33 protein-coding genes and 1 tRNA gene are annotated in these 25000 nt (G+C 60.7%); 19 read left to right on the forward strand and 15 right to left on the reverse strand.

The window, feature by feature from the left end:
* Window positions 1–9 precede the first annotated feature (9 nt).
* The 6 genes from QEO92_RS01850 (at window position 10) to QEO92_RS01875 (ending at window position 6908) form a co-directional block, all read left to right on the forward strand.
* Window positions 10–2730, forward strand: a complete 2721-nt coding sequence (locus tag QEO92_RS01850; protein ID WP_227701966.1) for a sensor histidine kinase — start codon at window positions 10–12, stop codon at window positions 2728–2730.
* On the forward strand, window positions 2727–3419 hold the full coding sequence (locus QEO92_RS01855; protein WP_037158558.1) for a response regulator transcription factor: 693 nt from the start codon (window positions 2727–2729) through the stop codon (window positions 3417–3419). The genes QEO92_RS01850 and QEO92_RS01855 overlap by 4 nt, the downstream gene beginning before the upstream one ends.
* Window positions 3420–3448: 29 nt before the next feature.
* Complete coding sequence (locus QEO92_RS01860; RefSeq protein WP_037159913.1) at window positions 3449–3898, forward strand: PTS sugar transporter subunit IIA; 450 nt, start codon at window positions 3449–3451, stop codon at window positions 3896–3898.
* Between the two features lie 179 nt (window positions 3899–4077).
* Window positions 4078–5544: an MFS transporter gene (locus tag QEO92_RS01865; protein ID WP_227701967.1), complete on the forward strand. Its 1467-nt coding sequence runs from the start codon at window positions 4078–4080 to the stop codon at window positions 5542–5544.
* 93 nt (window positions 5545–5637) lie between these two features.
* Complete coding sequence (locus tag QEO92_RS01870) at window positions 5638–6501, forward strand: aldo/keto reductase (protein WP_227701968.1); 864 nt, start codon at window positions 5638–5640, stop codon at window positions 6499–6501.
* On the forward strand, window positions 6498–6908 hold the full coding sequence (locus tag QEO92_RS01875; RefSeq protein ID WP_227701969.1) for an NUDIX hydrolase: 411 nt from the start codon (window positions 6498–6500) through the stop codon (window positions 6906–6908). The genes QEO92_RS01870 and QEO92_RS01875 overlap by 4 nt, the downstream gene beginning before the upstream one ends.
* Here the strand turns inward: QEO92_RS01875 and msrA are convergent.
* The 5 genes from msrA to QEO92_RS01900 form a co-directional block, all read right to left on the reverse strand.
* Window positions 6905–7618 (reverse strand): peptide-methionine (S)-S-oxide reductase MsrA, encoded by a 714-nt coding sequence (msrA, locus tag QEO92_RS01880; protein ID WP_407720721.1) that lies wholly within the window; start codon window positions 7616–7618, stop codon window positions 6905–6907. The genes QEO92_RS01875 and msrA overlap by 4 nt on opposite strands.
* A gap of 248 nt (window positions 7619–7866) precedes the next feature.
* Window positions 7867–8580, reverse strand: coding sequence for an SDR family oxidoreductase (locus QEO92_RS01885; protein WP_227701970.1), 714 nt, complete (start codon window positions 8578–8580; stop codon window positions 7867–7869).
* 58 nt (window positions 8581–8638) lie between these two features.
* On the reverse strand, window positions 8639–9313 hold the full coding sequence (locus tag QEO92_RS01890) for a peroxiredoxin-like family protein (RefSeq protein ID WP_227701971.1): 675 nt from the start codon (window positions 9311–9313) through the stop codon (window positions 8639–8641).
* Between the two features lie 53 nt (window positions 9314–9366).
* Window positions 9367–10137 (reverse strand): enoyl-CoA hydratase/isomerase family protein, encoded by a 771-nt coding sequence (locus tag QEO92_RS01895; RefSeq protein WP_227701972.1) that lies wholly within the window; start codon window positions 10135–10137, stop codon window positions 9367–9369.
* 45 nt (window positions 10138–10182) lie between these two features.
* Complete coding sequence (locus QEO92_RS01900; RefSeq protein ID WP_227701973.1) at window positions 10183–10815, reverse strand: glutathione S-transferase family protein; 633 nt, start codon at window positions 10813–10815, stop codon at window positions 10183–10185.
* A 106-nt stretch (window positions 10816–10921) separates the two neighbouring features.
* Here QEO92_RS01900 and QEO92_RS01905 point away from each other — a divergent pair, with 106 nt between their 5' ends.
* A complete protein-coding gene (locus QEO92_RS01905) occupies window positions 10922–11815 on the forward strand; it encodes a LysR family transcriptional regulator (RefSeq protein WP_227701974.1) in 894 nt (297 codons plus the stop codon).
* Here QEO92_RS01905 and QEO92_RS01910 read toward each other — a convergent pair.
* Window positions 11790–12704 carry an AraC family transcriptional regulator gene (locus tag QEO92_RS01910; RefSeq protein ID WP_227701975.1) on the reverse strand — a complete coding sequence of 305 codons (915 nt, stop codon included), beginning with the start codon at window positions 12702–12704 and terminating at the stop codon, window positions 11790–11792. The genes QEO92_RS01905 and QEO92_RS01910 overlap by 26 nt on opposite strands.
* 132 nt (window positions 12705–12836) lie before the next feature.
* On the opposite strand from QEO92_RS01910, the gene QEO92_RS01915 reads away from it, so the two are divergent.
* The 5 genes from QEO92_RS01915 to QEO92_RS01935 all read left to right on the forward strand — a co-directional run bounded on the left by QEO92_RS01915 (window position 12837) and on the right by QEO92_RS01935 (window position 15183).
* Window positions 12837–13580, forward strand: coding sequence for an SDR family NAD(P)-dependent oxidoreductase (locus QEO92_RS01915; protein ID WP_227701976.1), 744 nt, complete (start codon window positions 12837–12839; stop codon window positions 13578–13580).
* A gap of 10 nt (window positions 13581–13590) precedes the next feature.
* On the forward strand, window positions 13591–13992 hold the full coding sequence (locus QEO92_RS01920) for a VOC family protein (RefSeq protein WP_227701977.1): 402 nt from the start codon (window positions 13591–13593) through the stop codon (window positions 13990–13992).
* Window positions 13993–13996: 4 nt separating this feature from the next.
* The gene (locus tag QEO92_RS01925; protein WP_227701978.1) at window positions 13997–14338 is read left to right on the forward strand and encodes a nuclear transport factor 2 family protein; all 342 of its coding nucleotides are present in this window, start codon (window positions 13997–13999) and stop codon (window positions 14336–14338) included.
* A gap of 69 nt (window positions 14339–14407) precedes the next feature.
* Window positions 14408–14782 (forward strand): hypothetical protein, encoded by a 375-nt coding sequence (locus QEO92_RS01930; RefSeq protein ID WP_227701979.1) that lies wholly within the window; start codon window positions 14408–14410, stop codon window positions 14780–14782.
* 143 nt (window positions 14783–14925) lie between these two features.
* Complete coding sequence (locus QEO92_RS01935) at window positions 14926–15183, forward strand: hypothetical protein (protein WP_037158526.1); 258 nt, start codon at window positions 14926–14928, stop codon at window positions 15181–15183.
* Between the two features lie 262 nt (window positions 15184–15445).
* On the opposite strand, the gene QEO92_RS01940 is transcribed toward QEO92_RS01935, so the two are convergent.
* Window positions 15446–16219 carry a hypothetical protein gene (locus QEO92_RS01940; RefSeq protein ID WP_227701980.1) on the reverse strand — a complete coding sequence of 258 codons (774 nt, stop codon included), beginning with the start codon at window positions 16217–16219 and terminating at the stop codon, window positions 15446–15448.
* A 645-nt stretch (window positions 16220–16864) separates the two neighbouring features.
* Here QEO92_RS01940 and QEO92_RS01945 point away from each other — a divergent pair.
* The 4 genes from QEO92_RS01945 to QEO92_RS01960 all read left to right on the forward strand — a co-directional run bounded on the left by QEO92_RS01945 (window position 16865) and on the right by QEO92_RS01960 (window position 18103).
* The gene (locus tag QEO92_RS01945; protein WP_037158519.1) at window positions 16865–17062 is read left to right on the forward strand and encodes a hypothetical protein; all 198 of its coding nucleotides are present in this window, start codon (window positions 16865–16867) and stop codon (window positions 17060–17062) included.
* A gap of 68 nt (window positions 17063–17130) precedes the next feature.
* Window positions 17131–17376 (forward strand): hypothetical protein, encoded by a 246-nt coding sequence (locus QEO92_RS01950; protein WP_227701981.1) that lies wholly within the window; start codon window positions 17131–17133, stop codon window positions 17374–17376.
* A 118-nt stretch (window positions 17377–17494) separates the two neighbouring features.
* On the forward strand, window positions 17495–17788 hold the full coding sequence (locus tag QEO92_RS01955; protein WP_081953021.1) for a hypothetical protein: 294 nt from the start codon (window positions 17495–17497) through the stop codon (window positions 17786–17788).
* A gap of 54 nt (window positions 17789–17842) precedes the next feature.
* Window positions 17843–18103: a DUF1488 family protein gene (locus tag QEO92_RS01960; protein WP_227701982.1), complete on the forward strand. Its 261-nt coding sequence runs from the start codon at window positions 17843–17845 to the stop codon at window positions 18101–18103.
* An 83-nt stretch (window positions 18104–18186) separates the two neighbouring features.
* On the opposite strand, the gene QEO92_RS01965 is transcribed toward QEO92_RS01960, so the two are convergent.
* The 8 genes from QEO92_RS01965 to QEO92_RS02000 form a co-directional block, all read right to left on the reverse strand.
* Window positions 18187–18453, reverse strand: coding sequence for a DUF982 domain-containing protein (locus tag QEO92_RS01965; protein WP_052183153.1), 267 nt, complete (start codon window positions 18451–18453; stop codon window positions 18187–18189).
* A gap of 77 nt (window positions 18454–18530) precedes the next feature.
* Complete coding sequence (locus QEO92_RS01970) at window positions 18531–18770, reverse strand: DUF982 domain-containing protein (protein WP_037158510.1); 240 nt, start codon at window positions 18768–18770, stop codon at window positions 18531–18533.
* Between the two features lie 427 nt (window positions 18771–19197).
* Window positions 19198–19368 (reverse strand): hypothetical protein, encoded by a 171-nt coding sequence (locus QEO92_RS01975; RefSeq protein WP_200884016.1) that lies wholly within the window; start codon window positions 19366–19368, stop codon window positions 19198–19200.
* A 112-nt stretch (window positions 19369–19480) separates the two neighbouring features.
* On the reverse strand, window positions 19481–19690 hold the full coding sequence (locus QEO92_RS01980; RefSeq protein ID WP_037158507.1) for a cold-shock protein: 210 nt from the start codon (window positions 19688–19690) through the stop codon (window positions 19481–19483).
* Between the two features lie 181 nt (window positions 19691–19871).
* Window positions 19872–20942, reverse strand: coding sequence for a fatty acid desaturase (locus QEO92_RS01985; RefSeq protein WP_037159897.1), 1071 nt, complete (start codon window positions 20940–20942; stop codon window positions 19872–19874).
* Between the two features lie 86 nt (window positions 20943–21028).
* A complete protein-coding gene (locus QEO92_RS01990) occupies window positions 21029–21409 on the reverse strand; it encodes a DUF6481 family protein (RefSeq protein ID WP_227701983.1) in 381 nt (126 codons plus the stop codon).
* Window positions 21410–21579: 170 nt separating this feature from the next.
* Window positions 21580–21789, reverse strand: a complete 210-nt coding sequence (locus tag QEO92_RS01995) for a cold-shock protein (protein ID WP_037159894.1) — start codon at window positions 21787–21789, stop codon at window positions 21580–21582.
* Between the two features lie 566 nt (window positions 21790–22355).
* Window positions 22356–22429: transfer RNA gene (locus QEO92_RS02000), tRNA-Gln, on the reverse strand.
* A gap of 13 nt (window positions 22430–22442) precedes the next feature.
* On the opposite strand from QEO92_RS02000, the gene QEO92_RS02005 reads away from it, so the two are divergent.
* Genes QEO92_RS02005 through QEO92_RS02015 form a run of 3 tightly spaced genes read left to right on the forward strand, consistent with a single transcriptional unit; the run spans window position 22443 to window position 24999 of the window.
* On the forward strand, window positions 22443–22676 hold the full coding sequence (locus QEO92_RS02005) for a hypothetical protein (RefSeq protein ID WP_081953019.1): 234 nt from the start codon (window positions 22443–22445) through the stop codon (window positions 22674–22676).
* A gap of 29 nt (window positions 22677–22705) precedes the next feature.
* The gene (locus QEO92_RS02010; RefSeq protein WP_227701985.1) at window positions 22706–24265 is read left to right on the forward strand and encodes a Ppx/GppA phosphatase family protein; all 1560 of its coding nucleotides are present in this window, start codon (window positions 22706–22708) and stop codon (window positions 24263–24265) included.
* On the forward strand, window positions 24262–24999 hold the full coding sequence (locus tag QEO92_RS02015) for an RlmE family RNA methyltransferase (protein ID WP_227701986.1): 738 nt from the start codon (window positions 24262–24264) through the stop codon (window positions 24997–24999). The genes QEO92_RS02010 and QEO92_RS02015 overlap by 4 nt, the downstream gene beginning before the upstream one ends.
* The last annotated feature ends 1 nt before the right edge of the window (window position 25000 follow it).

Consider the following 25000-nt stretch of genomic DNA (forward strand, 5'->3'; position numbering starts at 1 on the left):
AGGTAGTAGATGCCCGACGTCAGTCATGAGATCGAGAACAGGCCATCGCCGGATGCACTTTTGGAGCATGCCGAGCGCGAGGGGCGCGGGCGTCTGAAGATCTTTCTCGGTGCGGCGCCTGGCGTCGGCAAGACCTATGAAATGCTGATGTCCGGCCGCGCCCGCAAGGCCGATGGCGTCGATGTGGTGATCGGCGTCGTCGAAACCCATGGCCGGCAGGAGACCGAGGCGCTGGTCGATGGGTTCGAGGCCATACCTCGCAAGCGGATCGATTATCGCGGCCAGCCCCTTGAGGAAATGGACATCGACGCCATTCTGGCGAGGCGTCCGGAACTGGTCCTCGTCGACGAACTGGCGCATACGAATGTCGCCGGCAGCCGCCACCCGAAGCGCTATATGGATGTGCAGGAGATTCTCGCCCAGGGGATCGACGTCTATTCGACACTCAATATCCAGCATGTTGAAAGCCTGAACGATGTCGTGGCGCAGATCACCCGCATCCGGGTTCGTGAAACCGTGCCCGACTCGATCATCGACCGGGCGGATGACGTCGAGATCATCGACCTTACGCCCGACGACCTCATCAAGCGGTTGAAGGACGGCAAGGTCTATGTGCCGACGACCGCCCGGCGGGCGATCGAGAACTATTTTTCACCCGGCAACCTGACGGCGCTCCGCGAGCTTGCACTCCGTCGTACGGCCCAGCGTGTCGATGAGCAGTTGCTCAATCACATGCAGGCGCATGCGATTTCCGGCCCCTGGGCGGCGGGTGACCGGGTGCTGGTCTGCCTGGATCACAGCCGTGGTGGCGCAAGCCTCGTGCGCTATGCCCGCCGTCAGGCCGATCGCCTGCGGGCGCCCTGGACGACGCTGCATCTCGAAACGCCGCAGTCGCTCAATCTCCCGGATGAGGACAAGGACAGGCTTGCCGCCAATATGCGGCTTGCAGAGCAGCTCGGCGCCGAGACAGTGACACTGCCGGCGCTCCATCGCTCGCGCGAGATCATTGCCTATGCGAATGCCAACAATTTCACGCATATCATCGTCGGCCGGCCGAGCAAGCCGCGTTGGCGTCAGCTTTGGCAGGGTTCCGTCACCCATGATCTGATCCGCTACGCCGGTGATATCAGCGTCCATGTGATTTCCGGTAATGCGAGGGAGAGCGAGCCGCAGCGAGGCGTGAAGGCCGCTCAGCCGCTCAAAGCCTTTCGCATCAAGCCCTACCTTCACAGCACGGCTTTCATAGGGCTGGCGATCATTGCCGGCATCGCCCTCGACCAGACGCTCGACGTCCGCAATCTGGCTCTGGTTTTCCTGATGGCCGTGCTGGCCGCCGCAGTGCGTGGCGGCTTGGGGCCGGGGCTGTACGCCTCTCTGCTCGGCGCCCTTTCCTTCAACTTCTTCTTCCTGGAGCCGCGCTACACCTTGACCGTACGCGACCCGGAAAGCCTGGTCGCGCTGTTCTTCTATCTTGGCGTCGCCCTTGTCGCGTCGAACCTCACGGCGGCCGTGCAACGGCAGGCTGTCGCCGCCCGCCAGCGGGCGCGCACCACCGAGGACCTCTATCTCTTCTCGAAGAAACTGGCGGGAACGGGCACGCTCGACGATGCGCTCTGGGCGACAGCCTTCCAGATTGCCTCCATGCTCAAGGTTCGTGTGGTAATCCTGCTGCCGGAAAATGGCTCCATCGCCGTGAAGGCCGGTTATCCCCCGGACGACACGCTGGTGGATGCGGATATCGCCGCCGCCAAATGGGCCTGGGAGCACAATCGTCCTGCCGGCCGCGCCGCCGATACGCTGCCCGGCGCCAAGCGTCTCTACCTGCCGATGCGGACCGGCCGCGAGCCGGTCGGGGTCATCGGCCTCGACAACGACAAGCAGGGCCCTCTGTTGACCCCCGAACAGCAGCGGCTCTTCGATGCGTTGGCGGATCAGGCGGCGCTGGCGATCGAGCGCGTCCAGCTTGTCTCGGATGTAGACAAGGCCAAGCTCGCGGCCGAGACCGATCGGCTGCGCACCGCGCTTCTGACGTCGATCTCACATGATCTGAAGACCCCGCTTGCGGCGATCATGGGCTCCGCCGGCATGCTCAAGGATTTCGGAGCCGATATCCCGGAAGAGGCGCGGACCGAATTGTTGACGAGCATCGTGGACGAGTCGGAGCGGCTCAACCGCTTTATCTCCAATCTGCTCGACATGACCCGCATCGGCTCGGGCGCCATGGAGCCGAACTACGCTTTCCATTTCGTGGGCGACATCGTCGGCACGGCGCTCAGCCGGGCGGCGAAGATCGCCGCCAGGCACAGGGTGAAGGTGAGCATTCCTGCCGACCTGCCGATGCTGAAGATCGATCCGGTTCTGTTCGAGCAGGTCCTCTTCAATCTCATCGACAACGCTGCCAAATATGCGCCCGATGAGACCGTGATCGATATCCGCGGCTTTCGGGATGGAGATGCGGTCCTGCTGTCCGTCATGGACGAAGGGCCTGGCATCCCGTTCAACGACGTGGAGCGTATTTTCGACAGCTTCTATCGTGTCCGGAAGGGGGATCACGTCCGGGCCGGCACCGGGCTCGGTCTTTCCATCTGCCGTGGCTTCATCGAGGCCATGGGCGGCACCATCAGGGCGGCCAATCGGTCCGACCGTTCAGGGGCAGTCTTCACGATCCGCATGCCGGTGCCTGCCGAGATGCCCCTTCTGGGAGAAAAGGCCCTGGGAGAAGACGAATGACCAATACCGCCGTGCATATACTCATCGTCGAGGATGAGCCGCCGATCCGCAAGCTGCTTCGCGTCGGACTTTCCACACAGGGATATTCCGTCAGCGAAGCGATGAATGCCAAGGTTGCGATGGAGCTCGTCAGGACCGAAAAGCCCGACCTGATCATCCTCGATCTCGGCCTGCCGGACATACCCGGCCATGATCTGCTCGCTAGGTGGCGGGGGGAGGGGCTCGACCTGCCGATCGTCATCCTCTCGAGCCGCACGGATGAGGCCGGCATTGTCAAGGCGCTCGAACTCGGCGCGGACGACTACATCACCAAGCCTTTCGGCATGAACGAGCTCGTCGCGCGCATCCGCGTGGCGCTCCGCCACCGCCTGCAGAGCCAGGGCGAGAAGCCTGTTTTCAAGACCGGTGATCTTTCCGTCGATCTCGTCAAGCGCATCGTCAAGGTGGCCGGCAAGGAAGTCAAGCTCTCGCCGAAGGAGTATGACATCCTCCGCATCCTGGTGCAGCATGCCGGCAAGGTGCTGACCCACCGTTTCCTGCTGGAACATGTCTGGGACGGGCTGACGGACGTGCAGTATCTGCGTGTCTATGTGCGCCAGCTTCGCCAGAAGATCGAAAAGACGCCCGACCAGCCACAGTATATCCTCACCGAGACCGGGGTCGGTTATCGGCTGCAGGAAGGTCAATAGGCGTCTGCCTTCAATCGATGGACATTGCCATGAAACTCCGTGATTATCTCCTGCCGGAGAATATCGTGCTCGACCTTGGGGCGCCGTCCAAGGCGGCGCTGATCAGGCAGCTTTCCGAACTTGCTGCCGGAAGGCTTGCGCTTGACGCAAGCGAGATCGCCGAAGTGTTGATCAATCGGGAAAATCTTGGTTCGACGGGCATCGGCGCCGGTGTTGCCATTCCGCATGCGGTTGTCAAAGGCATCGACCGGCATTTCTGCCTCTTCGCGCGGCTGGTGAAGCCGGTGGACTTCGAGGCGGTGGACGATCAGCCGGTCGATCTCGTCTTTCTGCTTCTCAATCCCGAAAGCCGCCCGGAACACCTGAACATCCTCTCCTGCATCGCCCGGCGCATCCGCGAGGAGGAGACGGTTGCGGCAATCCGCCGGGCGGCAAGTCCGGAAGAAGTCTATGTCAGGCTCTGCCCGCCGGAGGCATGACCGTGACAGCGCACGGCTGCTGCGTTTCCGGCACAGCGCTGGTTTGACAAGTGTCAAATCTTGCCTCTTGACGCGGCTCGCCATGGGGATACTTAAAACCATCCCGCACCGACGGCCATCCGACCGCCGAATGTCCATTCCCATCGTGTTCGCCGAGCGGCGTTCTCAGGTAAGACATCATGACCCACCCAGGCTCGAATCGGGCGCTTGTCATCGCGGCCGTGATGGCAAGCATGGCGATGATCGCCATCGAGGCGACGATCGTTTCAACGGCCATGCCGCAGATCGCTGCCCAGCTTGGCCAGTTGAATCTCTATAGCTGGGTCTTCTCATCGTTCCTGCTGGCGCAGACTGCGACGACGGTGATCTTCGGCAAACTCTCCGACATCTACGGCCGGAAGCCGATCATCCTGCTCGGCATCGCGATCTTTCTCGCCGCCTCCGTCCTTGCCGGCTTCGCCTGGTCCATGCCTTCGATGATCGCCTTCCGGCTGCTGCAGGGCATTGGCGCCGGCGCTATTCAACCGGTCACCATGACGGTCGTGGGAGATCTTTTTCCCGGGGCTGAACGCGGCAAAGTCCAGGGTTATCTCGCCAGCGTCTGGGCGCTTTCGGCGGTGGTTGGGCCTCTGCTGGGCAGCGTCATCGTCCACAATCTGCCCTGGGCCTGGATATTCTGGATCAATGTGCCGATCGGACTTGCGGCTGCTCTCGGGTTTGTCGTTTTCCTTCATGAGGAGAAACAATCCCGCGGCGTTTCGGTGGACATCCTTGGTGCGGGTCTTTTTGCCGTTTCGATCGCGTCCCTGATGATCGCTTTGACGGAAGCCGAGGGAGCCACTGCGGCCCATACAATGTTCGCTGTCGCGATCTTCGCCGTCAGTCTTATGCTTTTCCTCAGGCAGGAGCGTCGTTCCGAGGCGCCCATGGTGTCACTTGACCTCTGGCGGCAGAGGCCGATAGCTGCCGCCAATGTGGCGACCTTTCTCGCCAGCATGGCGATCATGGGACTTACGACCTTCCTGCCCATGTATGTGCAGACGGTATTGAACCGGTCGGCGGTCGTGGCAGGCTTCGCGCTGACCATGCTCCTGATAGGATGGCCGGCGGCGGCAACGCTCGCCTCCCGCTTGTTCCCGCGCTTCGGCTTGCGCCGGATCATGATCTTCGGCAGCGTCTGTATTCCCTTAGGCGCCTTTCTGCTGGTCCTGTTGATGCCCGGCAGCTCGCCCATTCAAGCCGGCGCCGGCTCGCTCGTCATGGGCTTCGGCATGGGCCTCATCAGCATCTGCTCGCTGGTCATCATCCAGGAAAGTGTCGGCTGGTCGGAGCGCGGCAGTGCTACGGCATCCAACATCTTTGCACGCAATCTCGGCAGTACGCTTGGAGCTGCGGTCCTCGGCGCGGTGCTGAGCTACGGTCTTGCCAATTCCGGCGGAGCCGATGCCGTCACGCCGGATCAGTTGCGCGGTCTTCTGGATGGCACGGGGACGGCGCTTGCCGCCCAATCGTCGATCCGGCTGGTGCTGCAGAACGCCCTTCACCTGACCTTTGTCTTCATGTTCCTTATCGCAACCCTGATCATCCTCGCCTGCCTTTACGTGCCGGGCGTCATACGGCGGGCTGAAGCCGTGCGGGAAGGTTGAGTTTCAAGGAGCGGTTTCTTTCAAGGTTGCCCGATGAGTTCCGGGCGCTGAAAAGTCGATTGGCAAATTGACCCGGAAAGGGAGATGGAAATCATGTCTGATTTAAATGCGGCCACGTCCGGCACGTTCAGGATTGGCGGAGAGCTTGAGATCAACCGCCTCGGCTTCGGCGCCATGCGCATTACCGGCAAGGGTATCTGGGGGGAACCCGCCGATCGCAAAGAGGCGATCCGCACGCTGAAGCGCGTGCCGGAGCTCGGCATAAATTTCATCGACACGGCGGATTCCTACGGCCCCGACGTCTCGGAGGAACTGATCCGGGAGGCGCTCCATCCGTATGGCAGGATCGTCGTCGCCACCAAGGGCGGCCTGACCCGCATCGGCCCCGACCGCTGGATTCCGCTCGGCCGCTCGGAATACCTGATCCAGCAGGCCTACAAGAGCCTGCGCCGGCTCGGTGTCGAGCAGATCGACCTCTGGCAGCTTCACCGCATCGATCCGAAGGTTCCCGCGGCTGAACAGTTCGATGCCATCAAATCGCTGATCGATGCGAAAGTGATCCGTCACGCGGGGCTCAGCGAAGTCTCGGTCGCCCAGATCGAGGAGGCTTCGAAATATTTCAAGGTCGCAACCGTCCAGAACCAGTACAATCTCGTCGACCGCAAGAGCGAGGCCGTGCTGGAATACAGCGAAAAGCACGGCATCGGCTTCATTCCATGGCATCCTCTGGCGGCCGGCAATCTCGCCAGGCCCGGCTCGGTTCTCGACACGATCGCGAAGAAGCATGATGCCGCGCCAAGCCAGATCGCGCTTGCCTGGGTGCTGAAGCGCAGCCCGGTCATGTTGCCGATACCCGGTACGTCAAAGGTGAAGCATCTGGAAGAAAACCTCGCTGCGGTGAACATCGTGCTGTCCGACGAGGATTTCGCCGCCCTCGACGCCCAGGGAAGCGCATGAGGATCATCCGGATCTCCGCCGCCCTGATCGTCCGTGCCGACGGAAAGATACTTCTCGTTCGCAAGCGCGGTACGACAGCCTTCATGCAGCCCGGCGGCAAGATCGAGCCAGGCGAAAGCCCGGCCGCCGCGCTGGTCCGTGAACTTGAAGAGGAAATCGGTTTGCGGGCCTCCCCGGAACAGTTCCGGTCGCTCGGCCGGTTTGAGGCGACGGCCGCCAACGAGCCGGATCATCTCGTATCGGCGGATGTGTTTGTTTTCGAAAGCGGCGACAGGATAGTTGCCCCAGCCGCCGAGATCGAGGAAATCCGCTGGATATCGCCGATCGATCCAGCCGATATTGTCCTGGCGGAGCTCACCGAGCACCACATCCTGCCAGCTTGGCGACAGACGCTTCTGGGCACTTAATTCGCGACACCCGCTTCTGCGACCAAAACCGGATCGGCGCGATAATCCTTCGGGAACAGTTTCCGGAGATTGGAAAGCTTCGGCAGATCGTTGAAGACGATATAGGGATAGGTCGGGTTGTTGGCCAGGAAATCCTGGTGATAGTCTTCGGCTGGATAGAAGGCCTTGCCCGGTTCGATTGTCGTCGCGATTGTCGTATCGTAGAGTTTCGCCTTGTCGAGCTGGTCGATATAGGCCTTGGCAATGCGCGCCTGTTCGTCATTTACCGGGAAGATGGCCGAGCGATATTGCGGGCCGGCATCCGGTCCCTGCCGGTCGATCTGGGTCGGGTCGTGCGCCACCGAGAAATAGATCTGCAGGAGATGTCCGTAGCTTACTCTCTTCGGATCGAAGGTCACCTTGACGGATTCCGCATGACCCGTCCTGCCATATCCGACCATCTCGTAATGGGCCGTCTCCCTGGTGCCTCCGGCATAGCCGGAAACGGCATTCGTGACGCCTTCGACATGCTGGAATACGCCCTGAACGCCCCAGAAGCAGCCGCCGGCAAAGATCGCCGTTTCCATGTCGGTTGTGTTTGGCGCATGGTCGATCGCCGGCGCAGGGATGGCAATTCCTTCCTGCCCGGAGGCGCTGCCCATGCCGAACGCCAGAACCACCAGAACGGATGCTGCACCGGCAAGCCTCGGCATTTTTGATCTGCGTTGCATGACGGTCTCCTCAACCGAAACGGATGCGTGGGCTGATCCCCGAACAGGCGCATGGCCTCGGATGCCAAGCTCTGCTTTCCTGTACATTTACGGAAGCGGGATGCGATTGGTTACACACATCCTCGCGACACACTGAAATGTGATGTCACACGCGTTTCTCACGATCATCGGCAGACAAAGATCGGGATTGGCTTGGGAAACTGGATTATCACCTGATTGCAAAGGCTTAGTTATAACTGACATCTGGGTTATATTGACGCCTTCCCGATCGATGCTCCACCGTCGACATGAAGGGTCTGCCCGGTGATGAATGCGGCATCGTCGGATAGGAGGAAGGCAATGGCGGCGGCGATCTCCTCGGGCTTGCCGAACCGCCGCATCGGAACACCGGCAAGATAACGCGCCTCACCGGCGCTGCCGGGGGCGTTGTTTGTCCGGAACAGCTCGGTTTCCGTCGGCCCCGGCGAGACGGCGTTGACTGTGATGCCGGTCGCGGCAAGCTCGAGCGCCCAGCTTCTGGTGAAGCTAACGAGAGCAGCCTTGGCAGCCGCATAGCTCGTTCGCTCGACGCTACCAAGCACCGTAAGGCTGGAGATATTGACGATCCGGCCCCATCCCCGCGAGCGCATGCCCGGAAGTGCCGCCTGCGTAGCGCACAACGCCGGGTGGAGGTTGACACGCATGACTTCCTCAAGCGTCGCGACCGCGATGTTGCCGAGGGGCGCCGCACGAACGAGGCCGACATTGTTAACGACGCCGTCGACCCTGGCTTCCCGGACGATTGCCGCGAGCCTGTCGCCGGACGCCGCATCGGCAAGATCGAGAGGATGGAACTCGCCTGGGAATCCCTCGGACGCATGGCGTGCGATACCAATAACGGCGTCTCCGTGATCCGCGAGGCGCTTTGATAGGGCAAGGCCGATGCCTTTGCTGGCCCCGGTGATCAGAAACGTTCTTTTCATGGGATCTCCTTTCGGCCTCGCCGCTTGCTGCAGCGAGGCCTTGTTGAATGGATGTCGATCAGGCGGAGAGCGAGGCGGCGCGGCGCAGCGCCGGCAGCATGTCTTCAGGTTCCGGACGGCGGGTGTAGTCCGGGTTGACCTCGGCGTAGAGGATTACTCCGTCCTGGCCGACGGCGTAGCGAGCCGGCATCGGCAGGGTCCAGCTCGGATCGCCGTTGAAGGCGGGCAGGTCGTTCTTCAGCGACTTGTAGAGCTCGATCAGATAGTCCTGCATTTCGAAGCGCAGGCCAAAGGCGGCTGCAACATCGTTGTGTGGGTCCGACAGGATCGGGAACGCGAGGTTGTTCTGTCGGACGGACTTGCGGCTGTTGGCCGGATTCTGTGGCGAGATCGCCACCAGGCTTGCGCCGAGTTCCTGGAACTGCGGCAGCGCCTCCTGCAGCGCTTGCAGTTCCATGTTGCAATAGGGGCACCAGACACCGCGGTAAAAGCTGATGACCAGCGGTCCCTTCGACAGGAGACCGTCGGACGAGACCGTGTTGCCCTCCGGGTCTGAGAGCGTGAAGGCCGGCAGCTTGTCGCCGGCCTTCAGCGCACGCTGGGCCGCACCCGAGGCGATCAGTTCTGCGGTGGCGCGACGCATGATTTCGATAACGGAGTAGGGCACGTTATAGGGCGGTTTGCCGGCTTCAAAATCGGCCTTGAAGGCGTCGAGCCTGGATTGCAGGGCCATGATGGAATCTCCTTGATAAGCTTGGTTTGGATGAATGACGGACGCGAGAATGGTCAGCCGTTGTCCGCCAGGGAGCGGGCGACTTCGGCGGCGCTGATGCCTTCGAGCGCGAGGCCATAACCGGCACCGTCGTCGATGATCCGGCGCAGCTTCTGGGTCAGCGCGATGCGGGTGTAGCGGCTGGTCAGCGGCGGCAGGGCGGCAAGGCCTTCGGCGATCTCATAGGCGCGGGCGAGCAGCCTGTCGGCCGGCACGATCTCGTTGACGGCGCCCCAGTCCTTGGCGGTCTGCGCATCGAGGATCTGCCGGGTGAGAATGAAATGCCGGCCGCGAACGCTTCCGACCACTTCCGGCCAGAGCAGGTTGACGCCGTCGCCGGGCACAATGCCGAAGTCGAAATGCGGCTTGTCCTGGAAGACGGTTTCGGGCGTTGCAAGAATGATGTCCGTCAACAGGGCATATTCGGAATGCAGCAGGACCGGTCCGTTCAGCGCCGTGATCATAGGCACTTCGATATCGAGGATGTTCATGAGGACCTTCCTGCCCTCGCGGAAGATCTTGTCGTAACCGCGCGGCGAGAAGAAATCGAAGCCCTCGGGGCTGATCGCGTCCATGAAGGCGTCGCCGGAACCCGTCAGGATGACGACGCGGTTATCAGGATCGGAGCCGATCTGATGAAAGAGGTCGACGAACTGCTCGTGGGTGTGGCCGTTGAAGACGAGCTTGCCGCCGTCGGTGTGCAGCGCGACCTCTAGGACGCCGTTTGCTGAGCGGGTCAAACGAGCATTCGGGAAGGCGTATCTGTAGTTATCGAAGTTGGGCATGGTCATTCTCCTATTTGGTGGGATGAGGATGCGGGAGGGATTGGATCAGGCGGCGGAGACAAGAGCCTCGACGCAGGAGATGGCACGCTGGACGGCGGGACGGGATGCGACCGTGTCGTACCAGCGGGACAGGTTGGGCAGGCCGTCGAGCACCAGGCCGGGAAACTGGCGACGCCAGAGCCAGCCGAAATGGGTGATGTCGGCGATGGTGAAGCTGTCGGTCGCGACGAAAGCCTGGCCGGAGAGCTTTTCCTCAAGCAGCGCGAGGATACGTTCGGCCTCGCCGATGAAGCGGGCTTCCGCAATCGGCTGCGGCTCCGGCGACGAGCGCTTGAAGAATCCGGCATTGCCGAAGGAGGGGCTCAGGCCCGAGGCGTGGAAGAAGAGTTGCTCGAAGACTCGCGCACGGCTTGTTGCATCCGTCGGCAGCAGCTTGCCCGTCTTTTCCGCGAGATGGACGAGGATCGCGGCACTTTCCGTCAGGACGAGGCGTTCGCCGTCGGCGTCATCGACCAGGACGGGCACCTTGCCGTTCGGATTGAGGGCGAGGAACGCCGCTTGCCTCTGCTCGCCCTTGCGGACGTTGACGGGCTTCAGATCGTAGTCAAGCCCCATCTCCTCCAGAGCAATCGGCACCTTGACGCTGTTGGGTGTCGCGAAGGCATGCACTTCGATCATGTTCATCTCCATCGGCTATGTTATCGTTGGAGAGAGGTATGGCCATTCCCGATCTATTGCGGCAGCCGTGTCGAGGCGATAATGCTTATTCCAAAGGGGAATAGGCATGGACAGGCTACAGGCGATGACCGCGTTTGTGCGGGTTGTGGAAACGGGCTCGTTTTCGAGCGCGGCGAGGCAGATCGGCGTCGGCCAGCCCGCGATCTCGAAGACGATCGCCCAGTTGGAGGATCGGCTTCAGGTCCGCCTTCTCGTCCGCTCCACCCACGGCTTGACGCCGACGGATGCCGGCGTTCGCTTCTACGAACGCGCAAAGACGGCGATCCAGGAGGCCGACGAGGCCGAACTGGAGGCCAGAGGCGCCGGTGCCGGCCTCTCGGGACGCCTTCGAGTCTGCGCGGCAACGACCTTTGCCAGACTGATGATGCTGCCGCACCTGCCGAAGTTCATGGCAGCGCATCCAGGACTTGAAGTGGACGTGATCCTCGACGACCGCGTCATCGATCTCGTCTCGGAAGGCATCGACATCGCGCTTCGGATGGGCGACCTTGCAGATTCCTCGGCGGTCGCCCGGCGAGTCACGTCCGGGCGCCGTTCTGTCATCGCGACGCCAGCCTATCTCGAACGACATGGCGTGCCCGCTACACCTGCGGACCTCGCTGAGCATCAGGCGGTCATCTACACCCAGCTCCGCAATGACTGGACCTTCCGGAAACAGGGGACTGAGGCATCCGTCGTGGTGAGCGGCCGGGCCCGCTTCAGCGCCGCAGAAGGAATACGGGCCGCCGTTCTGGCTGACATGGGACTTGCGGTCGCCTCCGACTGGATGTTTTGGCCCGAGCTTGAGACGGGAGCAGTTCGTCGTGTGCTGGAGGATTGGGAGCTTCCGGATGTCGGCTTATGGGCCGTCTTTCCCACCGGAAGGCTTGCGAGTGCGAAGGCACGGGCATTCGCGGACTTCGTTGAGGATGTCGTCAATCGAGGTGATGGAAATCGATGATCGGACCCGCAATATTTCTCTCGCGCAGTCTCGCCGCGTCTCTCGACGGCGGCAGGCCGAACTGCCGGGCGTATTCGCGGCTGAACTGCGTCGGGCTTTCGTAACCCACACCGAACGCGATGGATGTGGCGTTGCCTTCGCCCGCGATGAGGAGGGATCGCGCGTGCAGCAACCGCACGTGCTTCTGGTACTGGAGCGGACTGAGCGCGGTCACGGCCTTGAAGTGACGGTGAAAGGCTGAGACGCTCAACGCCGCCATCTCCGCCAGGGTCTCGACACGCAGGGGCTTGGCGAAGTTCTGCCTGATCCATTGGATGGCAATGCCGATCCGCGAAAGAGCAGTGTCAGGTGTCGCGATATCCCGCAGCATCCATCCGAGCGGCCCCTGCAGCACCCGGAAGAGGATTTCCCGCTCATAGGCGGGAGCAAGGGCGGGGACCTCGTTCGGACGCTCCATCAGGCGCAGCATCCGAAGCCAGGCATCAAGCAGTTCCGGTGTTACAGGCGCGACGGAGAAGCCGGGGCTGTAGAGCTCACCTCCGGCAGGTTTGGGCAGGTCCGCCAGCAGGTTCGCGACGATCACCGGCTCAAGCGTCAGGCTGATGGCAAGATAGGGATCTCCGTCATCCGACGGGTACACGGAGCCGACCGCCGGCAGATCGACCGACATGACGAAATACGTTGCGGGATCGTAGCGAAACGTGCGGCCGCCGACTGTCATAGTCTTCGACCCCGTCAGGATCAGATTGACCATGGGATCATAGACCGCGGCAAGCCGATGTTCGGGAATCTCTCCCTGCACCATGGCGACGCGCGGAATACCCGTCTCCGTGCGGCGGCTCTCCGCCCGGGATGCCAATTTTCTCAGTTCCTGAAGCTGCGTGTCCATGGGTTTGTTGTTTCATAGGGGTACCTCACATTCAACGGGAAAGCAGAAATAGGCAAGTTTCGAAGAGGATCGTGCGAGCGGCCGGGCGGAATTGCCGGCTATCACTCAGCTATCCGATCGAAGGAGCACCCAATGAGCATCGTCATCATCACCGGCGGAAGCCGCGGCCTCGGCGCCAGCATCGCAACCCAGTGCGCCAGGCGCGGCATGGGCGTCATCCTCACCTATAACAGCAACGGGCAAGCGGCCGAGAAGGTCGTCAGCACGATCAAGGCTGACGGCGGCAAGGCAGTCGCTCTGGAACTGGACGTCAGCAATAGTTGGACCTTCCCGGCGTTTCGCGACGCAGTCGGCGAAGCGCTGGCAAATACCTGGAAAGCCCGGACCTTCGACTTCCTCGTCAACAATGCGGGATACGGGCTCTACAACCCGATTGCGACGGTGACGGAAGAAGAGTTCGACGGGCTGTTCCGCGTGCATCTCAAGGGGCCGTTCTTCCTCACGCAGGCACTGCTTCCCCTGATGACTGATGGCGGTCACATCGTGAACGTGACGAGCGCGACCAGCCGTGTGGCCACCGTCGGCGTTGCGCCCTATGCCTCGTTCAAGGGCGGCCTCGAAGTGCTGACCCGCTACATGGCCAAGGAGTTCGGCGAGCGCCGCATCCGCGCCAACTCCGTTGCGCCGGGACCGATCCGTACCGAACTCGGCGGAGGCCTCAGCCAAGAATTCGAGACGCTGCTCGCCGGGCAGACCGCGCTCGGTCGCGTCGGCGAACCGGACGATGTCGGCTGCATGGTCGCGAGCCTGCTGTCGGACGAGAACCGCTGGATCAATGCCCAGAACATCGAAGTCGCCGGCGGCTACATCATCTGAGGAGGCTCCCATGCTCGATCATATCTTCCTGACCGTCAGCGATATCAGGCGCTCGATCGCCTTTTACGAGAGGGTGCTTCCGATCCTCGGTATCACTGCTCGCCACGACTATGACGGCAGCCAAGGCCCGGCGGGGCATCCCGACCTCAAGGGTTTCGGTGCCAAAGGCAGAATGTTCTTCTGGCTGAGAGAGGGCACGGCTGCACCTGGCGCCGTGCATGTCGGCTTTATCGCGGGCTCCGAGACAATCGTGAATGCCGCCCATGCCGAGGCTTTGGCGGCCGGGGCGACCGAGATCCATGTACCCGGACCGCAGCTTCATTACGATCCCCGCTACTATGCGGCGCAAGTCCGCGACCCGGATGGCTACAGCCTCGAGTTCGTCTACAAGAGCTGGCAGCACGGGAGCTGATGCGATGACCGCAGATACACTGCGCGAGACGGCAGATGCGCTGATCGCCGCTACCAACGCCTTCGATGCCGACGCGGCATTGACCCTGTTCACCACGGATGCGGTGATCGACGACCCGTCGACCGGCCACCGTTTTGATGGCCACCCAGGCATCCACGATTACATCGAGCGGTATTTCATCGGCTATCACACGGTCACCCGCTTCCTCTCGATCGAGAGTATCAGCGAGACTCGAGCCCGCGTGCGGGTCGATTTCACCGGAGACTTCGGTCACGAGATCGGTCTCCTCGACATCTCGGTCAATGCAGATGGGCTCATCACGCGCATCGACGCTGATCTCGAATAATCACAGGAGAAGAAATACTATCTGGTTCGTGCCCTCGACAGGCATGCCTTTCAGCCCAAGACGTCTGGCGTGGCCATGCTCGGCCCGCAGAATGCCCAGGTCAGGGAGAAATCTTTCCCGGATTCCCGGGGAGCGCAACCAATTGCGAAAAGAAACGTGGCGAGAAGGACTCGCGACTTCCTGTATGCTAGTTTGAGGATGATCGATGATGCAAATGCCGTCCCGGCTGCTGCCATCCTTCAAGGGGATTGGATGGCAGACCTGACAGCGCGGTATGCCGTCCGTGAAGAAATAGATCGTAGTTGGACCGTCTATGATGTCTTCACAGGCCTGCCCGCAAAACCCTCAACGTGGTTTCTTGTGGAGCTGTCCGAAAAGCAAGCTGAAATGTACTGCACCATAGTCAATGCAAAAGATGCCGCTCGCCGCGGAGAGCATGACTGATTGAGCTTTCAGCTCCGGTGTCGAGGCCGCTTATCCGTTGCTTTTGCCCGGACATAAGCGCATGCTTCGAACTTCAGTAGCCGTTTAAAGGGCGCTGCTGCTTCAGGGCATCCATACCCTGGCCCCAATGAAAGGAGGAGGCCATGTCTGCCATCCTTCATCCTAAGAACATCGCGCGTAATCTGGTCCGGGTTAGTGGATCGGGATACCGGGAGAATATCGAACTCAAGGAAGCCGGTGAGCGCGCTCGACATGCGGAGGTTGCCATCAGCCGCTTTCAGGCGGGCGTCACCGGAGCAGGCATCACGCTGTCCCGCTTAGCCGATTTTAGCAAGCCGCGATCCGTGGGTATCGTTGCCTATCTGGGCGAGCGCAGGGATACAGCACAACCTTTGCTATAACGAGGCCTCGATCGATATCGAGGCGACTGATGCATCCGTCGCGAACAGAAATAATCATACACCACCGGTACAGGGGAGACTAAAATGGCCAAGGGTCAAATACGCAGCAATCGGGAAGCTCGAAAACCGAAGAAGGATAAGAGCGCAACTCCAGTGGCTGCGGCCCAGGGGGCACAAGTCAAGCTTGCTCAGAGCGGCCTTGGCCTGGGGAAGAAATCCAAATGAATTCGATGGAGGCACCGTATGGCGCCTCCACTATCTTTCAATCCATGATGCAGACACCGCCGCGTAGCCGATAGGGACGACTACAGTCCCAGCCATTGCCGGTCGAGTTGAGATGCGCGTTCTCAGGAAGCTCGATCCGTAAGCATTCATCGGCCCTCGTTTCGAAGCCTCGGTCGCATTTCCATTTCTGCCCGTAGGACGTATCGACGAAAACAGCGTTCTCCGGAACCTGGACGGCGACACACGCCTGCTCCTTCTTCTCAAAGCCTCTATCGCACCTCCACTCGTCACCGCCGGTTGTCAGATAGGCGTGGGCGGGGACTTCGAGCCTGATGCATGCCTGTTGGGTTGTCCGATAACCCCTCTCGCATTCCCAACCGGATCCTTGGGTCGTGTCCGACAAGAATGCGTTCTCCGGAACTTTGATAAGGTCGCAGCCCATGTCGCTTTGACGGTAACCACGCAGGCATCTCCAGCGATCGCCGGAATACGGGTCGATGTAGGCATTCTCCGGAACCTGAACGGCGAGGCATTGATCAGCCTTTTCGAGAAAGCCATAGTGGCAATCCCAGCCTTTGCCGTAAGAGGTGTTCGTCAGAAAGGCGTTGTCCGGAAGCTTCACTTCATGACAGGCATCATCCTGCTTTCGAAAGCCACGGTTGCAGTCCCAGCCGGAGCCGAAGCGGCTGGCCTGAGCATTTGCAGGTACCGGCTTCGCGGACTGGCCAAACGCTTGGGAACTGAGCACCGATGCAAAAAGCAGGAGGATAGCTATCGTCAGGGCCAGTGCCCTGTAAGATGGTTGGCGCATGAGTTTGTCTCCAATAGGCCGTATCCGCCTATCTCAGGCCGAAGGTCCGAGATGCGACGCGGATGGGCGGGAAATAGCCAAGAGCATTGCGGGGCTACCGAAGCTTCGGCTTTTTCTCCGGAGTTTCCAGGGGAGCGGCGGGTGCGGGCGATATTACCGGACCGACGAGCGGCAGGCCCTGAAGGTGCCGCCTCCTGCGAGCCGCGGCAGAGACTATCCCAACTTTACGGTTTCCTGGATTTCGCCCGCTTTCGCAGTCTGCGTTCAGGAGCATTTTCTGAAAATAAAGCAGGAAGTTGGCATGCGAGGATCGGGACGACATCGCGTCCTCCTCTTGTCGGGGCTAGGGCACATCTGTCCCTCAGGCGGCAGCGCCCTGACCAGTTGCAGCCGACAAAATACCTTGAGCTTCATTTCTGCCTTTGGCAAGCAAGGCTTTGACCCTTCGTGCTGCGTCTTGAAAGCGACGCACTGCAACACTATATAAAAGGTACGTTTTCAGCCTTTCGGCTACCTGATCCTCCCGGCTGAGCCGGTTGCTTGGCAAACCCTGATTTTGCGAACGTTGCGAACTCCGGCCCCTCGGCTGGAGGAGAGGTTTGTGCCGGACGCCCTCGTCTGGCGGCCATACTGAGGATGCCAATCATGATCAAGACAACCCGCCATGCCGCCGAAGGCCTGTTCAAGCGTCCAGATCCCGCAGAGGGATCCGATGCCGCGAAGCTGCAGGATTTTCGCAGCAGACAAGTTCTCCGGAAGCGGGAAACGAAACTCGCCGAGATGCAGCAGCGTCTCGAAAAGCGGGCTACGGACACCGTCGGGCTGACCTCGTTTTTCCGTTGACGCCACCAGAGCGGTGAAGCCCGACCGCCCTCGACAAAATCTCCCTCCGATCGCAAGGAACAGGACTTATGGCGGCTTTCGACTATAATGCAGGTGCGGGGCTTTACCCGTGCAAGACCATCAACAGAAGGAGCCGCCTCCGCTACAAGAGGTTCGATTCCGCTGCAGAAGCTCTTCGCTTCGCGATCGAGGATATGCCGGCCTCTCTCCTTCGAGGGTCCGTGCTGGAAATCGATGAATCGCGTTTCGATGGCATGCAGATGCGCAAGCTCTACGAAGCCGAAGCATATCCGCTGACGCGACGGAAATCCTGAAGCGGCGGTGCTGATGCGATTTGCCCGACAGCTATGTCCGCATAATCCTCCGAGCGCAGGCAGAGGGACCATAGGCGACAATTTTCAAAGATCTTTCTATCCACGCAAGGACTGAACAGTGAATACGATCACGCTTACACCCGCCCAGATCAGGGGCCTGAAACTCGCCAAGGAAGGGGACCTGTTTCCGCGGGAGGACGATAAATGGACGCACCTTGATGCCGCCGTCACCTATGCAAAGAACGACCGGTTTCGGGAGCGGCCGCAAAAGATCAAGTTTCTCACGTCGTCGACATTGGCCACATTGCGGGAGTTCGGACTTCTGCGCAGTCTCGATCCCGACGGGAAGACGCAAGAGGCCGCCCACGGGATTACCATGGCTGGCAAGATGTGGCTTCTGAAGAACAAGTAATCCATCGAGAGCGCCGGTCTTTCGGCGTTCCTGATTTTTTGAAGCGGAGCCGTCATGACCCTTCTATTTCCGAACACGAGCCGCAGCTTCGACGATGCGCGCAAAGTGGTGCGCTTTCTCGGCTATGACGGCATGTTCGAGGTTCGGTTCTTTGTGGAGGCGGCCGCGCTCGCAAAGACGTCGGCCGGAATGTCGGAGACGGACTATCTCAAGGCCTTCGATGCGGCCCGCCCCGATATTCAGGAAGCCGCGACGAGACTTTATCACCCCAAGCGCGGAACGACCTATACGCTCACAGCTGCGGATCTGGGCTAGCTCTTGCGGTCTCCGGGAGCTGCCCTGCGAAGGTCCAGGGCCACCCGGAATGCAAAGTGCGCACGCACCCGGCTACGCTACGGCTATCTCAGGCGAAAATCCGCCTGCGCGCATGCCGCGATGAAGTCATCGCGCATTTCTTCAGGCGTGATCAAGCCTTTCAACGCATCGTAACAACGATGGCGCGCTCTCCAGTAAGGAAATCCTGTCTGGATGGCCCTATTGTCACTCAGATATTGAAGGGCATCTTGAGGGCCACTGACCTTTCGGGTCGGCTCATCTCCGATAGCCACATAAACCGGCACTTTCCAGCGGGTTCTAAATTCAATTCGTATGACGTCCGAGTCCACGGGTTCTCCATAACTGATCGCTGATATGGTGCCGTCGCCAATATGACGGGTCGCGGAGCTGCCCGTCTTTTAAATGTTCAAATGGAGTGCTTCTTATTCAGGCAGGCTTCCCTTACCGCCCCATCAAAGGAGACCCGGGCTTCCTGGGGCGTCTGGCGTCCGTCCAGGGCTGCCAGTATCGCCATATGCGCCAGCGCAAACTGCGCCCCTTTCACATGGGGCCAGGATTTCATCATGAAGTGATGAGCCTCCAAAGGGCCGACGATCGAAGCATTTCCGATTTTCACCGGGGGCATCCATCGTGCTGTCAGCAGCATGGTTTCCCTCCCGGCCGGCTGAGTTGAACTCTCACCATAGCCATCCCTCCGACAACATGAAGATGACGAGGGCAAAGCTCAGGCCTGCCACCGCTCTGGGAGCCACCATGTCATATGAATTGTGCAGAAAATGTCGGGATCTGGAAGACATGTCGTCCTCCTTGATTGGGGCTAGGGCACTTTGGCCGCCCTTACGACAACGCCCGTATCAGTTGTTGCCGACTATCAATGATGAAGTGTGATTAAGTCTTAACAAAGGCCGGGGCGGCCGTTTGTTTGGCAAATGTCGCGCCAATGCGAAGTTTCCCCGGATTATCGTCGTGATAGTGCCCGGGAATACGGCTTCGACGGATCAGGCGGATCCGCCGACAAAGAAACCCGCCATTTCTGGCGGGCTCATCTTCCGACCGGTGATGGAGGAAGCCGGTCAGTGCTTGCCGGTATTTCTGCGGCCCTTGTCCTGCTTGCCTTTCGCCGACGATGTCTTGGCATCATAACCCTGGCCGAAATTCGTGCCGCCGAGATGCCCGCCTCCGCTGGTATTCGCCACTTGGCGTTCAGCTCTCTTCGATTGCTGTTGTGCGTCTGTCTTTTTCATAAAAATCGCTTTCGTGAAAGAAAAACAAAAGGCCGGGTGAGAACCCGGCCTCCTCAAGGCTTCGACGATCTGTGCCGGTACATCCGCGGTCAAAGACCGGAAGCTTGGTGGGTTAGGCAGTCTGAAGGTTTTCGGCCGCGCTTTTGCCCGAGCGCTTGTCCGTCACGAGGTCATAGCTGACCTTCTGGCCTTCACTGAGGTAGGTCATGCCCGAGCGTTCGACGGCGGAGATGTGAACGAACACATCCTTGGAGCCATCGGAGGGCTGAATGAAGCCGAAGCCTTTTGCCGTGTTGAAGAATTTCACGATACCATCGTTCATGCCGACTTCCTTTCAATCACAAAGGTTCGCAACCGGCCGATCGCCGAATGCGGTCATAATCGAGTTTGAGAGGGAAGATCAGCTCGGGCACCTGCGGTGCAGAAACGTAGCTCAACAAGCAAAGTCGATGAGATACGTATAGGCTTCAACTGTGGTGAGAACAAGATGTGCCGGCAATTAATTAAGGTTGTGTTCGGGGATTGAGGCCGCAACCTGGCGGCCTGGCCACCTTGGCGGCATCCCGGAACGAAACCAGCTTGCCGCTCCTTTCGTCCCAGAGCACGAGCCTGACGCATTGCAGGCTCTGCCACAGGGTTATGCGGCCGATATCCCCCAGTTCTGGATGGTCGCGCAATACCTCCGGCAGCCTGTAATAGGGAATCCTGCTCGACAGGTGATGGACGTGGTGAACGCCGATATTGCCGGTCATCCAGCGGAGCACCGGTGGCAGGTCGTAATGGGAGGCGCCATGAAGCGCAGCCTCGGGAAACTGCCATTCAGCTGTCTTCGACCAGTGCGTCTCCTCGAACTGGTGCTGGACGTAGAAAAGCCACACGCCGGCCGCCCCCGCGATAAGCACGACCGGCAGATGGATCAGCAGGAACGGGATGAGCCCGACGGCCCATATCATAAGGACGGTCAGAATTGCGACCGCCAGGTTCGTTGCCATGGTGGACATCCATGGCATGACCCCGGAGCCCATCATGCCGAAGGGCAGTCGCTGCTTGAGGAGAAAAAGCCATGCAGGTCCGACGCCGAACATCACGAGCGGGTGCCGATAGAGCCGATAGGCCAGACGTCTCGACCAGGAAAGGGAATAATATTCGGCGACAGTCAGCGTGGTGATGTCGCCGACACCGCGTTCATCGAGGTTTCCCGCCGAGGCATGGTGGCCGGCATGCGCCCGCCGCCAGTAGTCATAGGGCGTCAGGGTCAGCACGCCGATGACACGGCCGGTCCAGGTGTCGAGACGCCGGCGGCCAAAAAACGAGCCATGTCCGCAATCATGCTGGATCATGAAGAGGCGCAGCAAAAAGGCTGCAGCCGGCAGGACAAGGATCAGCCCCGGCCAGAACCCCTGGAAGACGGAGATATAGGCCCCGGCCCAGAAGACTGCGAAAGGGAAAACCGTCACGAGGAGCTCGAAAACGCTCCGCCCGGAATGCGGCTGCCGGTATTTCGAAAGGATCTTCAGCCAGATACCGGCATCGTCTCCGGAAGCCGCGTCAATTGCATGGGCATTGGCGTTCATGGAATTCCATTCGCTTTTCTTGGCCTCGGCGTGAGCGCCATCGACGCGGGATTCGTCTGCCCGCTTCAAGGCACATCTTTCAACCGTCAGCGTTGACGGGCCTTACGGGCCGCGTAGCGGCGATCGCGTTCGGCCTTGCGGGCGGCTTCATCGGCGACGACGCGGGAAATGCGATCGTTGATTTCCGCCTGCCGGGCTTCCGCCTCGGCCTTCTCATGGGCTTCCGCGGCTGCCGTCAAGGCTGCCGCTTCCATCAGAATACGTTCGCTCTCCGCCGCCTTCAGGGCATCGCGTTCGGCACGGCGAGCCTCCCGGGCTGCGACAATGGCTTCACGCGCGGCGCGCCGTTCCTGCATCGCGGGATCGCTCGGTTTCGGAGCGGACGCGAATTTCGCCAAAAGCTCCCGCCTGGCATCCGCCGCGGCTTTGCGGCGTTCCGCAAAGCTGTTGTCGTTGGGGTGTCTCAATCTTGTCTTCCTCGTCAACAGGCCGTTAAAGGCCGGTATACAGGCCGGCCGGGAGTCACGCGGATATCCGCGCCGGCCATGCCGTTAACAGAAAAGGCCAGACAATAGCCTGGCCCTCGCAAAATTTTGCCGCCATGCCGGTACATCCGCGGTCATGACGAACCAGAGCTTTAAGCGGCCTGCAGCTGGCCGGCGGACATCTTGCCCGACTTGTGATCGCGTTCCAGTTCGAAACTAAGCTTCTGGCCTTCGACGATAGAACGCATGCCGGCGCGCTCGACGGCAGAGATGTGAACGAAGACGTCGGCACTGCCGTCGTCAGGCTGGATGAAGCCGAAGCCTTTGGTGGCGTTGAACCATTTAACTGTGCCAGTGGTCATGACGAACCCTTTCATAGCAACATTGTTCCTACCGCCGGGCGACGCACGACGGCTGTTTCGACTTTTGAGAGGGAAAGTTCGTCAAGAAGCGCGAGGCGCAGCAAAAACAAAATATCGGCAAACAAAGCATCGATGAATGTTGCTTACAGCATCGACGATCAAGTGTCAAATTTTGGCTTCAGGGTAAGATAAATTACAATTACAGGTGGCATTGGAATGCAATGCATGTACGCCATTGCCGCTGTTGGGCCTATCCGCAGTCGGCAATTCCTCGGCGCTTATCTCGAGGCGCTTCAATATGGCAGGTCCAAACGCGGTCGAGCGCCACATCCGTGGCGTCCCGCCGGGTCGCCCTCAGGATGCGGCCGACATGGTCGCGAAGCACTACGGCGATGCAATAATCTTCAAACCCTAAACGGATCAGCTCATTGGGAACCGGCAACACCAGCGACGCCACACTCCTCCTCGGCTATGGGCTACAGTTCTGGGCATCAGGTCGCCAATGATGCCAAAACGATATCCGGCACGACTGGAAAATCAAGAAATTAAGGGCTTTTAGGGAGAATTGGCTGGGGAACCTGGATTCGAACCAAGATCGACGGAGTCAGAGTCCGCTGTTCTACCATTGAACTATTCCCCAGCAGAAGCGGCCGGTGAAGCGGCTCGGCTGGTGTGCGGCGCTTATAAACAAAAGCGGACGGATTGCAAATACCGATTTCGAAAAAATTGAGCGCCGAACAGGCTTTCGAAGCCCGGCTTCGCCGGGCACCAAAAAGGCGAGGATCGAAGGCTATGCGATAGCCGGCAAAAAGCCGTTGGCGAAAGCGCATCATGCTGTTATCCTTGCGCCAACGAAACGATCAGACGCCAGCGGCATACCTTTTTGAGGCTTTGCGCGGCAAGATGGACTTAAACAGTGATGGACCCCGATAGCGGCGCAAAGCCGCCGGAAGGCGGGGCGTCGGCGGCAGCGCATGGAGAGGGGCGATCCTCCCGGCGCAAGAAGGCGAAGCGGGGCGGCAAACGCCGTAACGCGGCGTCCCTCGGTCATTTGGACTCGGTCGATTCGGCCGCGTCTGCCGGACGTCCCCATACCCAGGAAACAGGCCCGCCAGCGCGCAAGCGCAAGCGTCGGCGCGCAAAATCCGGCGGTTCTCAGGAAGCGTCGCAGGCCTCCGGATTTCCGGTATCGGGAGAGCGTGCCCACGGCAAAAGCGAAGCCCACCCACCTTCCGGCAAATCCCGCAACCGGCGCAAGAAGAATCGTGGTGGTCGTGGCCCGCAAGGGCGCCCGCTTGCCCCCGCAAAGGCGGTCCCAAATGCCGTAAGGATGCCGGCGCCTGCCGCAACGGCGCCGACACAAGCCAGGGATATGCGAGGCAGGGCAGGGAGTGAGGCGTCCGCGCCGGATACGCAGGGCGACAGGCCCATCTATGTCAACGATCTCTATGCTGCGCTGGATCTCGGCACCAACAATTGCCGCCTTCTGATCGCCCAGCCGACACGGCCCGGCCAGTTCCGGGTGGTGGATGCCTTTTCGCGCATCGTTCGCCTGGGTGAGGGGCTTGCAGCGAGCCGAAGGCTGTCGCTGGAGGCTATGGATCGGGCAGTCGAGGCCTTGCGCATCTGCGCTGCCAAGCTTGCCAACAAGCCGGTACGCCGGATGCGGCTGATCGCCACCGAGGCTTGCCGCTCTGCCGTGAATGGCGAGGAATTTCTCGCACGGGTGACGGTGGAAACAGGGCTGGAACTGGAAATCATCGATCGGGAAACGGAGGCTCGGCTTGCGGTTTCCGGCTGCTCGTCGCTGGTCGGCCGCGAAGCGCGCTCGGTCGTGCTCTTCGATATCGGCGGCGGCTCGTCGGAGATCGCCGTCATCCGCATCGGCAACAACCGTTCGAGCCGGCTCGCCAACCACATCACCCATTGGACATCCCTGCCGGTAGGCGTTGTTACCCTGTCGGAACGTCACGGCGGGCGGGATGTGACGCCGGAAGTCTTTTCGTCCATGGTGGCGGAAGTCGAAGGCATGCTGGCGAATTTCGATTGCCCGCCGCTCGGTCCGGTTTACCGTCCGGGCGCTGAAGATTTCCACCTGATCGGTACGTCAGGCACGGTGACCACACTCGCAGGCGTGCATCTCGATCTGCCGCGCTATGACCGCCGCAAGGTCGACGGATTGTGGCTGACCGATGCGGAAGTGACCGCAATGCAGGCGAAGCTTCTTTCCTGGGATTTCGCCGGCCGGGCGGCCAACCCTTGCATCGGACCGGATCGCGCCGATCTGGTGCTCGCCGGTTGTGCCATCCTCGAGGCGATCCGGCGCCGCTGGCCAAGCCCGCGCATGCGGGTGGCCGACCGCGGCCTGCGCGAGGGATTGTTGACGGATATGATGGCGGATGACGGCGTCTGGCGTCGCGTACGGCCGCGCAGGCCGGGTACCGGCGGACATGAGGAAGCGGGGGCGAGGCGATGACGAAACCACCCTCCAAATCTCCCGGCGCCGGCAATCGCACCGGCCGTAAACTCGGCCAGAAGGTCAAAAAGGGCAAGCTCAAGGCCTCTTCCCGCCGCTGGATCGAGCGCCACATCAACGATCCTTACGTGCAGCGGGCCAAGCTGGAAGGTTATCGCGCCCGCGCGGCTTTCAAGCTGCTGGAAATCGACGAGAAGCATCACATCCTGAAGGGCGCTCGCCGGATCATCGATCTTGGAGCCGCTCCCGGAAGCTGGTCGCAGATCGCGGCAAAGGTCACCAATTCGACGGACGAGGATATCCGCGTTGCGGCGATCGATTTCCTGGAAATGGCGCCTTTGCCGGGCGTGAAGGTCCTGCAGCTCGACTTCCTCGATCCCGAGGCGCCGCGGCTTTTGATGGAAGCAATCGGCGGCACGCCGGACCTCGTCATCTCCGATATGGCAGCGCCCACGACCGGCCACCAGAGGACGGACCACCTTCGCACGATGTATCTTTGCGAAGTGGCTGCACATTTCGCGGTCGAGGTGTTGGGCGAGGGCGGCCATTTCCTGGCAAAAACCTTCCAGGGCGGCACGGAGCGCGAACTGCTCGACATGCTGAAGCGGAATTTCAGGCAGGTCATCCATGTGAAGCCCGCCGCCTCGCGCGCTGAATCGGTGGAAATGTTCCTGCTCGCCAAGCATTTCAAAGGTCGCAAAGCGGAAGACGCCGGCGCAGACGAGCAAGCCTGAT

It is taken from the genome of Neorhizobium petrolearium, from assembly GCF_029854435.1.
GTDB lineage: Bacteria > Pseudomonadota > Alphaproteobacteria > Rhizobiales > Rhizobiaceae > Neorhizobium > Neorhizobium petrolearium.

Coding starts and splice junctions, on each gene's coding strand:
- QEO92_RS01850 (WP_227701966.1), top strand. CDS start 10: ATGCCCGACGTCAGTCATGAGATCGAGAACAGGCCATCGCCGGATGCA.
- QEO92_RS01855 (WP_037158558.1), top strand. CDS start 2,727: ATGACCAATACCGCCGTGCATATACTCATCGTCGAGGATGAGCCGCCG.
- QEO92_RS01860 (WP_037159913.1), top strand. CDS start 3,449: ATGAAACTCCGTGATTATCTCCTGCCGGAGAATATCGTGCTCGACCTT.
- QEO92_RS01865 (WP_227701967.1), top strand. CDS start 4,078: ATGACCCACCCAGGCTCGAATCGGGCGCTTGTCATCGCGGCCGTGATG.
- QEO92_RS01870 (WP_227701968.1), top strand. CDS start 5,638: ATGTCTGATTTAAATGCGGCCACGTCCGGCACGTTCAGGATTGGCGGA.
- QEO92_RS01875 (WP_227701969.1), top strand. CDS start 6,498: ATGAGGATCATCCGGATCTCCGCCGCCCTGATCGTCCGTGCCGACGGA.
- msrA (WP_407720721.1), bottom strand. CDS start 7,618: ATGCAACGCAGATCAAAAATGCCGAGGCTTGCCGGTGCAGCATCCGTT.
- QEO92_RS01885 (WP_227701970.1), bottom strand. CDS start 8,580: ATGAAAAGAACGTTTCTGATCACCGGGGCCAGCAAAGGCATCGGCCTT.
- QEO92_RS01890 (WP_227701971.1), bottom strand. CDS start 9,313: ATGGCCCTGCAATCCAGGCTCGACGCCTTCAAGGCCGATTTTGAAGCC.
- QEO92_RS01895 (WP_227701972.1), bottom strand. CDS start 10,137: ATGCCCAACTTCGATAACTACAGATACGCCTTCCCGAATGCTCGTTTG.
- QEO92_RS01900 (WP_227701973.1), bottom strand. CDS start 10,815: ATGATCGAAGTGCATGCCTTCGCGACACCCAACAGCGTCAAGGTGCCG.
- QEO92_RS01905 (WP_227701974.1), top strand. CDS start 10,922: ATGGACAGGCTACAGGCGATGACCGCGTTTGTGCGGGTTGTGGAAACG.
- QEO92_RS01910 (WP_227701975.1), bottom strand. CDS start 12,704: ATGGACACGCAGCTTCAGGAACTGAGAAAATTGGCATCCCGGGCGGAG.
- QEO92_RS01915 (WP_227701976.1), top strand. CDS start 12,837: ATGAGCATCGTCATCATCACCGGCGGAAGCCGCGGCCTCGGCGCCAGC.
- QEO92_RS01920 (WP_227701977.1), top strand. CDS start 13,591: ATGCTCGATCATATCTTCCTGACCGTCAGCGATATCAGGCGCTCGATC.
- QEO92_RS01925 (WP_227701978.1), top strand. CDS start 13,997: ATGACCGCAGATACACTGCGCGAGACGGCAGATGCGCTGATCGCCGCT.
- QEO92_RS01935 (WP_037158526.1), top strand. CDS start 14,926: ATGTCTGCCATCCTTCATCCTAAGAACATCGCGCGTAATCTGGTCCGG.
- QEO92_RS01940 (WP_227701980.1), bottom strand. CDS start 16,219: ATGCGCCAACCATCTTACAGGGCACTGGCCCTGACGATAGCTATCCTC.
- QEO92_RS01945 (WP_037158519.1), top strand. CDS start 16,865: ATGATCAAGACAACCCGCCATGCCGCCGAAGGCCTGTTCAAGCGTCCA.
- QEO92_RS01950 (WP_227701981.1), top strand. CDS start 17,131: ATGGCGGCTTTCGACTATAATGCAGGTGCGGGGCTTTACCCGTGCAAG.
- QEO92_RS01960 (WP_227701982.1), top strand. CDS start 17,843: ATGACCCTTCTATTTCCGAACACGAGCCGCAGCTTCGACGATGCGCGC.
- QEO92_RS01970 (WP_037158510.1), bottom strand. CDS start 18,770: ATGCTGCTGACAGCACGATGGATGCCCCCGGTGAAAATCGGAAATGCT.
- QEO92_RS01975 (WP_200884016.1), bottom strand. CDS start 19,368: ATGAAAAAGACAGACGCACAACAGCAATCGAAGAGAGCTGAACGCCAA.
- QEO92_RS01980 (WP_037158507.1), bottom strand. CDS start 19,690: ATGAACGATGGTATCGTGAAATTCTTCAACACGGCAAAAGGCTTCGGC.
- QEO92_RS01985 (WP_037159897.1), bottom strand. CDS start 20,942: ATGAACGCCAATGCCCATGCAATTGACGCGGCTTCCGGAGACGATGCC.
- QEO92_RS01995 (WP_037159894.1), bottom strand. CDS start 21,789: ATGACCACTGGCACAGTTAAATGGTTCAACGCCACCAAAGGCTTCGGC.
- QEO92_RS02015 (WP_227701986.1), top strand. CDS start 24,262: ATGACGAAACCACCCTCCAAATCTCCCGGCGCCGGCAATCGCACCGGC.